6 protein-coding genes are annotated in these 9,000 nt (G+C 64.8%); 5 read left to right on the plus strand and 1 reads right to left on the minus strand.

Annotated features, from left to right (window positions below):
• Window positions 1–2: 2 nt before the first annotated feature.
• Entirely contained in the window at window positions 3–2,075 is a 2,073-nt protein-coding gene (locus tag P9230_RS30215) for a hydantoinase/oxoprolinase family protein (RefSeq protein ID WP_127403797.1), read from the minus strand.
• Between the two features lie 220 nt (window positions 2,076–2,295).
• Here P9230_RS30215 and P9230_RS30220 point away from each other — a divergent pair, with 220 nt between their 5' ends.
• The 5 genes from P9230_RS30220 (at window position 2,296) to P9230_RS30240 (ending at window position 8,873) form a co-directional block, all read left to right on the plus strand.
• On the plus strand, window positions 2,296–3,123 hold the full coding sequence (locus tag P9230_RS30220; protein WP_066996144.1) for a ferredoxin--NADP reductase: 828 nt from the start codon (window positions 2,296–2,298) through the stop codon (window positions 3,121–3,123).
• A gap of 140 nt (window positions 3,124–3,263) precedes the next feature.
• Window positions 3,264–4,313, plus strand: a complete 1,050-nt coding sequence (deoC, locus tag P9230_RS30225; RefSeq protein ID WP_278121579.1) for a deoxyribose-phosphate aldolase — start codon at window positions 3,264–3,266, stop codon at window positions 4,311–4,313.
• Window positions 4,314–4,479: 166 nt separating this feature from the next.
• A complete protein-coding gene (locus P9230_RS30230) occupies window positions 4,480–6,855 on the plus strand; it encodes an aldehyde dehydrogenase family protein (RefSeq protein ID WP_278121580.1) in 2,376 nt (791 codons plus the stop codon).
• 201 nt (window positions 6,856–7,056) lie between these two features.
• Window positions 7,057–7,788, plus strand: coding sequence for an SDR family oxidoreductase (locus P9230_RS30235; protein ID WP_278121581.1), 732 nt, complete (start codon window positions 7,057–7,059; stop codon window positions 7,786–7,788).
• Window positions 7,789–8,027: 239 nt separating this feature from the next.
• The gene (locus tag P9230_RS30240; RefSeq protein ID WP_095799123.1) at window positions 8,028–8,873 is read left to right on the plus strand and encodes a fumarylacetoacetate hydrolase family protein; all 846 of its coding nucleotides are present in this window, start codon (window positions 8,028–8,030) and stop codon (window positions 8,871–8,873) included.
• The last annotated feature ends 127 nt before the right edge of the window (window positions 8,874–9,000 follow it).

Genomic DNA, 9,000 nt, shown 5'->3' on the forward strand with positions numbered 1-9,000 from the left:
TGTCAGGCCTCGCCGATGTCGATGATGATGTTGCCGTCGGCGTCCGAACGCGCATGATCGCCGGGCTCAAGCACGGTGGTGGCGTCCATCTGCTCGAGGATCGCCGGCCCTTCGATTGCTGCGTCGAGCGGCAGCCTTTCGCGCGCATAGACCGGCGTGTCGTGCCAGCGCCCGCTGTACCAGACCGGCCGGATCTCGCGCCGCGCCTCCTCCAGCGTCGCCGCGCGTCCTGCCGGGTCGATCAGCTGAGACAGGTCGATCTGCGGCCGCACGCCCGTCACCGAGGTGTTGAGGTTGACGAGATTGGCGCGGATCTCCGGCAGTTCAACCTTGAAACGCGCGAAATAGGCTTTTTCGAACAGCTGCTGCAGCGTCGCCCGTGAAACCGAGGATGACGGCAGCGGCACGTTGATGATGTGCGTCTGGCCGACGAATTGCATGTCGGCGGAGTGGGTGACGCGGATTGCATCGGGCTTCACTGCTTCCTTGCCAATCAGCGACTCGCCTTCGTTTCGGTGCCGTTCCAACAACTCGCGAAGCTTTGCTTCGTCGAGGCTCGCTACCGGCTGGTTGACCGTATTGACGAAGTCGTGCCTGAGGTCGGCGACGACGCAGCCGAGCGCGTTGGTGATACCCGGGCGTGCCGGCACCACCACTTTCGGCAGGCCGAGTTCGCGGGCTAGCGCCGTCGCGTGCAGCGGCCCGGCGCCGCCGAAGGCGAACAGCGCGAAATCGCGCGGGTCGTGGCCGCGCGACACCGAAACCATGCGGATGGCGCCCGCCATCTTCATGTTGCCGAGCCTCAAGATGGCACCGGCCGCCTCGACGCCGGAAAGGCCCGTGTGCCTGCCGATTCTGTCCTCGAAGATTGCGGTGACGCGCTCGACAGTGACCGGATTGTCGACCGCAAGCAGCTTCTTCGGCGCCAGCCGCCCGAGCACCAGATTGGCATCCGTGATGGTGGGTTCCGTGCCGCCGCGCCCATAGCAGATCGGGCCGGGATTGGCACCGGCGCTTTCCGGACCGATCTGGATCAGGCCGGCGGCGTCGACGCGCGCGATCGAGCCGCCGCCGGCGCCGACGGTGTGCACCGCCACCATCGGCACATGGATCGGCATCGCATATTCGATCTCGATCTCGTTCGAGACCGCGGGCTCGGCGTTGCGGATCAGCGCCACGTCGGTCGAGGTGCCGCCCATATCGTAGGTCACCAGGTTGGCGAAGCCGGCGCGCTTTCCCGTGTAAGCGGCGGCGATGACGCCGGAAGCCGGACCGGACATGACGGTCTTTGCCGATTCCTGCGTGACGAAGCGGGCCGAGATCATGCCGCCATTGCCGTTCATGATCAGGAAGTCGCGCGCATAGCCTTTCGCCGCGAGCTCCTTGCGCAGCCGCTCGACATAGCGCTCCAGGATCGGCTGCACCGAGGCGTTGACCGCCGCCGTCACGCCGCGTTCGAATTCGCGCGCCTCCGAAAGCAGCGCATGGCCGGTCGTGATGTGGCCGTTCGGCCAGAGCTCCGCCGCGATCTCGGCCGCGCGCCGCTCGTGCGAGGGGTTGGCATAGGAATGCAGGAAATGGATGACGAGCGACTCGCAGCCGGCGTCGAGCAGCTTTTTCACGGCATCGCGCATTTCGGCCGCGTCGAGCGGCAGGCGAACCGCGCCGGACGCCTCGACGCGCTCCGAAACTTCGAGCCGCAGATCGCGCGGAATGACCGGCACGAAGGTGCCCGTCATGCCATAGGCTTGCGGCCGCGTGCGCCGTCCAAGCTCGATCACGTCGCGGAAGCCGCGCGTCGTGATCATGCCGGTCCTGGCCAGCCGGCGCTCCAGCACGGCGTTTGTGGTGGTCGTCGTGCCGTGCACGATGAGGTCGATGCCCTCGACCGGAAAGCCGGTCGCGCCAAGTGCGGCGACCACGCCAAAGGCCTGATTTTCTACCGTCGTCGGGGTCTTGGCGATGTGCACCTTGCCGCCGGCCTTGCCGTCGATCAGGAGCAGATCGGTGAAGGTTCCCCCGACATCGATGCCGGCAACCACGCTTCCCGCCGACGCCGAAAATTTCTCATTCATTGCCGAAACCCGAAATGCCAGGACTACGGATATGCCTCGGTTTGGAAAGCCGTTTTACGCTGCCATCTTGACCTGAAGATCATTTGTATACTAATAAATTCCGGACACAAGAGCTTACCGCTTGGGAGTGTGCAGAGAGCACGTCGGAACCTGACCGTTCGGGCGCGCACGAGAAAGTTTGGCGCCAGCGCCTCGCGTCCGCGCCGGAAAGTTGGGTTTGATGAACACGACATCCGCGTTGAACCTCGCCGGCGCAAAGCCGCTGCAGTTCCCGATCCCGGCCAATGTCTATGCCGAGACCGTGGTGTCGGTGAAGCACTACACCGACCGCCTGTTCTCGTTTCGCATCACCCGCCCGCAGTCGCTGCGCTTCCGCTCCGGCGAGTTCGTCATGATCGGGCTGCCCAATGCCGAGAAGCCGATCTTCCGCGCCTATTCCGTTGCCAGCCCCGCCTGGGACGACGAGCTCGAATTCTTCTCGATCAAGGTCCCGGACGGTCCTCTGACCTCCGAGTTGCAGAAGATTGAGGTCGGCGACACCGTCATCATGCGCCAGAAGTCGACCGGCACGCTGGTGCTCGACGCGCTGACGCCTGCAAAGCGCGTGTTCATGATCTCGACCGGCACCGGCATCGCGCCTTTCGCCAGCTTGCTGCGCGACCCCGACACCTATGAGAAGTTCGATCAGGTGATCCTCACCCACACCTGCCGCGACAATGCCGAACTCACCTACGGCCAGGAACTGGTGGCTGCGCTCGAGACCGATCCGCTGATCGGCGAGCTGACCGGCGGGCGTGTCACGCTCTACAATTCGACGACCCGCGAGGAGTCGGCGCGCATGGGCCGGATCACGGCCCTGATCGGTTCGGGCAAGTTTTACTCCGACCTCGGCATCGACAAGCTCAATCCGGAGACCGACCGCATCATGATCTGCGGCTCGATGCACATGCTGAAGGACGTCAAGGAGCTCGCCGAAAGCCTCGGCTTCCAGGAGGGCTCGCTCAGCCATCCCGCCAGCTTCGTCGTCGAGCGCGCCTTCGTCGGCTGAGGCATCTCCCAGTGTTTTGACCATGCGGTCAAAAACCTACTGCTTTTGCCGCCTTTTTCCGCTATGAGCCACTGAAGGACTCGTGAAGGACAACTTCGCGGGCTATCTTCAGTGCACGTCGCTGAATGAAAGGGCAGGAGATGAGCAGCACCATCCGCGAGGCCGGCGCAGGCGCGTCCAAGATCATGCCGCTGCCGGCGCGTGCCGCCGCCAACACGCCGATGCCGCTGGAGCACGGCATTGCCCGCAATCCTGGCATGAAGCTGGACCTCGGCTTCCTCGAATCCGTGCGCAGCGTCAACCGCTCGGCGCTGGAGCGCCGCGTCGCCACCCTCACCAAGCGGCGCTCGATCAAGGCCGACAACCAGGCCGCCTGGCTGCTGCGCGCGATCGCCTGCATGGACCTGACCACGCTGAATTCCAACGACACCGACGAGCGTGTGCGCCGGCTCTGCGCCAAAGCGATCAATCCGCTGCGCCGGGATATCGTCGAGGGCCTCGGCATCGCCGACGAAACGATCCGCCCCGCGGCGGTTTGTGTTTACCATCCCTTCGTGGCCACGGCCGTGGATGCGGTGCGTGGCACAGGCATCCATGTCGCGGCCGTCTCCACAGCGTTCCCGCACGGCCTTGCGCCGCTCTCGACCCGCCTGCAGGAGATCGAGGCCTCGGTGAAGGACGGGGCCGGCGAGATCGACGTCGTCATCCCGCGCGGGCTGGTTTACGGCGCCAAATGGCGCGAACTGTTCAACGAGATCGTCGCCATGCGCGCCGCCTGCGGCGACGCCCATCTCAAGGTCATCCTAGGCACGGGCGATCTCGCCACGCTGCGCAACGTCATGCTGGCCTCGATGGTGGCGATGATGGCGGGCGCCGATTTCATAAAAACCTCGACCGGCAAGGAAAGCGTCAACGCCACGCTTCCCGTCGGCCTCGCCATGGTGCGCGCCATCCGCGCCTATTTCGAGGAGACCGGCTATCTGATCGGCTTCAAGCCGGCGGGCGGCATTTCCACCGCGAAGGTCTCGCTCGACTGGCTGGTGCTGATGAAGGAAGAGCTTGGCCGGCCCTGGCTCGAGCCGCAGCTGTTCCGCTTCGGCGCCTCCAGCCTGCTCACCGACATCGAGCGCCAGCTCGAACATCATTTGACCGGCCACTATTCGGCCAACCATCGCCACGCGATGGCGTGAGCCACCCCCCTCCCCCTTGCGGGGAGGGTCGCCGCGAAGCGGCGGGGTGGGGGTCGAAAAACAAATCTGCCTGATCCATGCACCAAACCATTAGCCATTTACCCCCACCCCTATCGGCTTCGCCGATCGACCCTCCCCACACGGGGAAGGGTAAAGGAGCGACCCCATGAACATCCTAGAACGTTATCGCGCCATGGAGTACGGCCCGGCGCCGGAAGCCCGCAACGAGGCCGACGCCTGGCTCGCCGGCCGCGATTTTTCCAGGGCGCTGTTCATCGAGGGCGCCTGGAAGGCGGCGGCAAGCGGCAAGACTTTCGATACCAGCGAGCCGTCCTCCGGCAAGCTGCTGGCGAAGATCTCGGATGCCGGCGCCGGCGACATCGACGCCGCGGTCGCGGCGGCCGCAAAGGCGCTGCCGAAATGGTCGGCATCCTCGGGCTACACCAGAGCGAAAGTGCTCTATGCCATCGGCCGCGCCATGCAGCGCCATCAGCGCCTGTTCGCAGTGTTGGAATCGATCGACAACGGCAAGCCGATCCGCGAGAGCCGCGACATCGACGTGCCGCTGGCGATCCGCCATTTCATCCATCATGCCGGCTGGGCGCAGACGCTCGAGAAGGATTTTCCCGGCCACAAGCCGGTCGGCGTCGTCGGCCAGGTCATTCCGTGGAACTTCCCGCTGCTGATGCTGGCCTGGAAGATCGCGCCTGCACTTGCCGCCGGCTGCACCGTGGTGCTGAAGCCGGCCGAATTCACACCGCTCACCGCCATACTGTTCGCCGAGATCTGCGAGCGCGCCGGCGTGCCGAAAGGCGTCGTCAACATCGTTCAGGGCGGACCGGAGGCGGGTGCCGCCATCGTCAACCATCCGGGCGTGCAGAAGATCGCCTTCACCGGTTCCTCCGAGGTCGGCAAGATCATCCGCAAGGCAACCGCCGGATCGGGCAAGAAGCTGTCGCTGGAGCTCGGCGGCAAATCGGCCTTCGTCGTTTTCGAGGATGCCGACCTCGACAGCGCCGTCGAGGGACTGGTCGACGGCATTTGGTTCAACCAGGGCCAGGTCTGCTGCGCCGGCTCGCGGCTCCTGGTGCAGGAAGGCATCGCGGAGGCCTTCATCGCCAAGGTCAAGGTCAGGATGAGCCGCCTGCGCGTCGGCAGCCCGCTCGACAAGAACACCGACATCGGGCCGCTGGTCGACCGCACGCAGCTCGACCGCGTCAAGGGCCTGATCGCCGAGGGCGCCAGGCAGGGCGCCGCTTGCTGGCAGCCGGACGCTGCCTTGCCGACGACGGGCTACTATCACTTGCCGACGCTCGCCACCTCTGTTTCGCCGGCTAATATCCTGGCGCAGGAGGAGGTGTTCGGGCCGGTGCTGGCGACGATGAGCTTCCGTAACACCGAGGAGGCAATCGAGCTAGCCAACAACACGCGTTACGGTCTTGCCGCTTCGGTGTGGAGCGAGAACGTCAATCTCGCTTTGCATGTCGCGCCGCAATTGAAGGCGGGCGTCGTCTGGGTCAACGGCACCAACATGTTCGATGCGGCCTGCGGCTTCGGCGGCTATCGCGAAAGCGGCTTCGGTCGCGAAGGCGGACGGGAAGGGATGTTCGAATATCTTGCCGCCAAGCTGCCGGTCGGCCCCGCCATCAAGCCGGCCGCAGTCGGCTCGGCGCAGGTCGTCGAGCAGGCTGACGGTATGGCCATCGACCGCACGGCAAAGCTGTTCATCGGTGGCAAGCAGGTGCGTCCGGACGGCAACTACTCGCTGGCCGTCGCCACCGCCAAGGGCAAGCTTGCCGGCGAAGTCGGCCTTGGCAACCGCAAGGATATCCGCGACGCGGTCGCCGCCGCGCGCGCCTGCAAGGCCTGGCCGGACGCGACGGCCTTCAACCGCAGCCAGGTGCTCTACTACTTCGCGGAAAACCTTTCGGGCCGTGCCGATGAGTTCGCTGCACGCCTTGTCCAACTCACCGGCGTGACGGCGAAGGCAGCGCGCGAGGAGGTAGAGCAGTCCATCGAGCGGCTGTTCCTCTATGCCGGCCTCACCGACAAGTTCGAGGGCCGCGTCCACCAGCCGCCGGCCCGCGCCGTGACGCTTGCGCTGCACGAGCCCGTGGGCGTCGTCGGCATCGTTGCGCCGGACAATCAGCCGCTCCTCAACTTCGTCTCGCTGGTGGCGCCGGCGCTCGCCATGGGCAACACCGTGGTGGCCGTGCCGTCCGAGCGTCACCCGCTTTTAGCCACGGATCTCTACCAGGTCATCGAATATTCCGACATTCCGGCCGGCGCCATCAATATCGTCACCGGCCGCAGCGCCGAGCTCTGCGGCGTTCTGGCCAAGCACGACGACGTCGATGGGCTCTGGGTGTTTGCCGATGCCGACACCTGCGCCAAGGCGGAGGCCGATTCCATCGGCAACCTCAAGCGCGTCTGGACCGGCAATGGCCGCAGCCTCGACTGGACATCGAGCGAGGCGGCTGGCGAGGCCGTCCTGCGCCGCGCCATCGAGGTCAAGAACGTCTGGGTGCCTTACGGCGACTAAGCGCGTTCCAGACCGGGTCTGGTTTGACGACACTCGCGCCGCAAATTCGGCGCGTTTGCCGCAGGCTTCCAGGCTTGACGCATCGGCATGTGTTCTTTAACCAGAAAAAACAATTGGCCTGCGGAATAGCGGTCAGGCTCGCCTGGCACATTGCATCCCGTCTGGCCGCCACTAAGAAAGCTTGCGACACCGGAGGGAAGCATGGCGGATCTGGCAGGCAAAGTGGTCGTCATCACCGCGGCGGCGCAAGGCATTGGGCGGGCGAGCGCGCTGGCTTTCACCAAGGCCGGCGCCACCGTTCATGCCACCGACATCAACGAGCAGCTTTTGGCCCAACTCGGCAAGACTTCCGGCATAAAAACCCGCAAACTCGACGTGCTCGTTGACGCAGCCGTGACATCGGCCTTCGCCGAGATCGGCCCGGTCGATGTTCTGTTCAATTGCGCCGGCTTCGTCCATTCGGGCTCGATCCTCGAAATGACGGATGCCGATCTCGACTTCGCCCTGAATCTCAATGTCCGCTCTATGATCCGCACCATCCGCGCCGTGCTGCCCGGCATGCTGGAGCGCGGCGACGGCTCGATCATCAACATGGCATCGCTGGCGAGTTCGCAGAAGGGCGTGCCGAACCGTTTCGTCTACGGTCTGACCAAGGCCGCGGTCGTCGGCCTGACCAAGGCGGTCGCCGCCGACTATGTGGCTAAGGGCATCCGCTGCAACGCCATCTGTCCGGGCACGGTCGAGAGCCCGTCGCTGCAGGACCGCATGCATGCGCAGGGCGATTATGAGGCGGCGCGCGCCGCCTTCATCGCCCGCCAGCCGATGGGAAGGCTGGGCACGCCGGAAGAAATCGCCGATCTCGCCGTCTATCTGGCGGGCGCCACCTACACTTCGGGGCAGGCCTACAATATTGATGGCGGCTGGTCGATCTGACGCCCGTTTCGAAAATTGGGGGCGGTTCGCAGTGCTAGTGGGCGAACAGGAAGATCGGATCGGGGCTACGCGTTCATCGGAAGCATCGAAAAGTCTGAAAAATCCAGCCTGCCGACCTACTGCGTGGAGTCCGCGCTTGCGGGGTACCAGGCTGATGGCTAGGGTCCGCCCGATTTTCGCATGAGGTCGTGGCGGAAAGTTTTGCAAATCGGTCTTTGGCCGCAAGGTGGAGAGAAAAGATGAAGTTGCTGCGCTATGGCGAGATGGGAAGCGAGCGTCCCGGCCTGCTCGATCAGGATGGCACGATCCGCGACCTTTCGGCCTATGTCGCCGACATCGCCGGCACGGCGCTGCATCCGGCTTCGCTGGAGATGCTGTCGAAGCTCGATCCGAAATCGCTGCCGGCTGTTTCCGGTAGCCCACGCATCGGAGCCTGCGTGGCCGGCACGGGGAAATTCATCTGCATCGGCCTCAACTATTCCGACCACGCTGCCGAGACCGGCGCCACCGTGCCGCCGGAGCCGATCATCTTCATGAAGGCGAGTTCGGCTATCGTCGGGCCGGATGACGACGTGCTCATCCCGCGCGGCTCGGTCAAGACCGACTGGGAGGTCGAGCTCGGCGTCGTCATCGGCAAGACGGCGAAGTATGTCAGCGAGGACGACGCGCTGGATTATGTTGCCGGCTATTGCGTCGCGCACGACGTTTCCGAGCGAGCCTTCCAGGCCGAGCGCCAAGGCCAGTGGACCAAGGGCAAGTCCTGCGACACTTTTGGCCCGATCGGCCCCTGGCTGGTGACCACGGACGAGATCGCCGACCCGCAGAACCTCAAAATGTGGCTGACGGTCAACGGCAAGACCATGCAGAACGGCTCGACCAAGACGATGGTCTACGGCGTGAAGTATCTGGTTTCCTATCTCAGCCAGTTCATGTCGCTGCATCCCGGCGACATCATCTCCACCGGAACGCCGCCCGGCGTCGGGCTGGGCATGAAGCCGCCGGTGTTCCTGAAGGCCGGCGACGTCGTCGAGCTCGGCATCGAGGGCATGGGCCAGCAGAAGCAGACCTTCAAGGCGGACGAGTAAGCGCAGACCTCGCCTTCTCCCCTTGTGGGAGAAGGTGGCCGCGAAGCGGCCGGATGAGCGACTATCTGAGGTGTCAAGTTGCATTTGCGAACTCGGTTCGCGCGTCGCGTGCTTTTGCATTGAGAAT

This window comes from Mesorhizobium sp. WSM4887 (assembly GCF_029625865.1).
Lineage (GTDB): Bacteria > Pseudomonadota > Alphaproteobacteria > Rhizobiales > Rhizobiaceae > Mesorhizobium.

Bases quoted from the DNA above. Each gene is read 5' to 3' on its own strand.
- P9230_RS30215 (WP_127403797.1), bottom strand. From the start codon at position 2,075: ATGAATGAGAAATTTTCGGCGTCGGCGGGAAGCGTGGTTGCCGGCATC.
- P9230_RS30230 (WP_278121580.1), top strand. From the start codon at position 4,480: ATGAACATCCTAGAACGTTATCGCGCCATGGAGTACGGCCCGGCGCCG.
- P9230_RS30240 (WP_095799123.1), top strand. From the start codon at position 8,028: ATGAAGTTGCTGCGCTATGGCGAGATGGGAAGCGAGCGTCCCGGCCTG.
- P9230_RS30220 (WP_066996144.1), top strand. From the start codon at position 2,296: ATGAACACGACATCCGCGTTGAACCTCGCCGGCGCAAAGCCGCTGCAG.
- deoC (WP_278121579.1), top strand. From the start codon at position 3,264: ATGAGCAGCACCATCCGCGAGGCCGGCGCAGGCGCGTCCAAGATCATG.
- P9230_RS30235 (WP_278121581.1), top strand. From the start codon at position 7,057: ATGGCGGATCTGGCAGGCAAAGTGGTCGTCATCACCGCGGCGGCGCAA.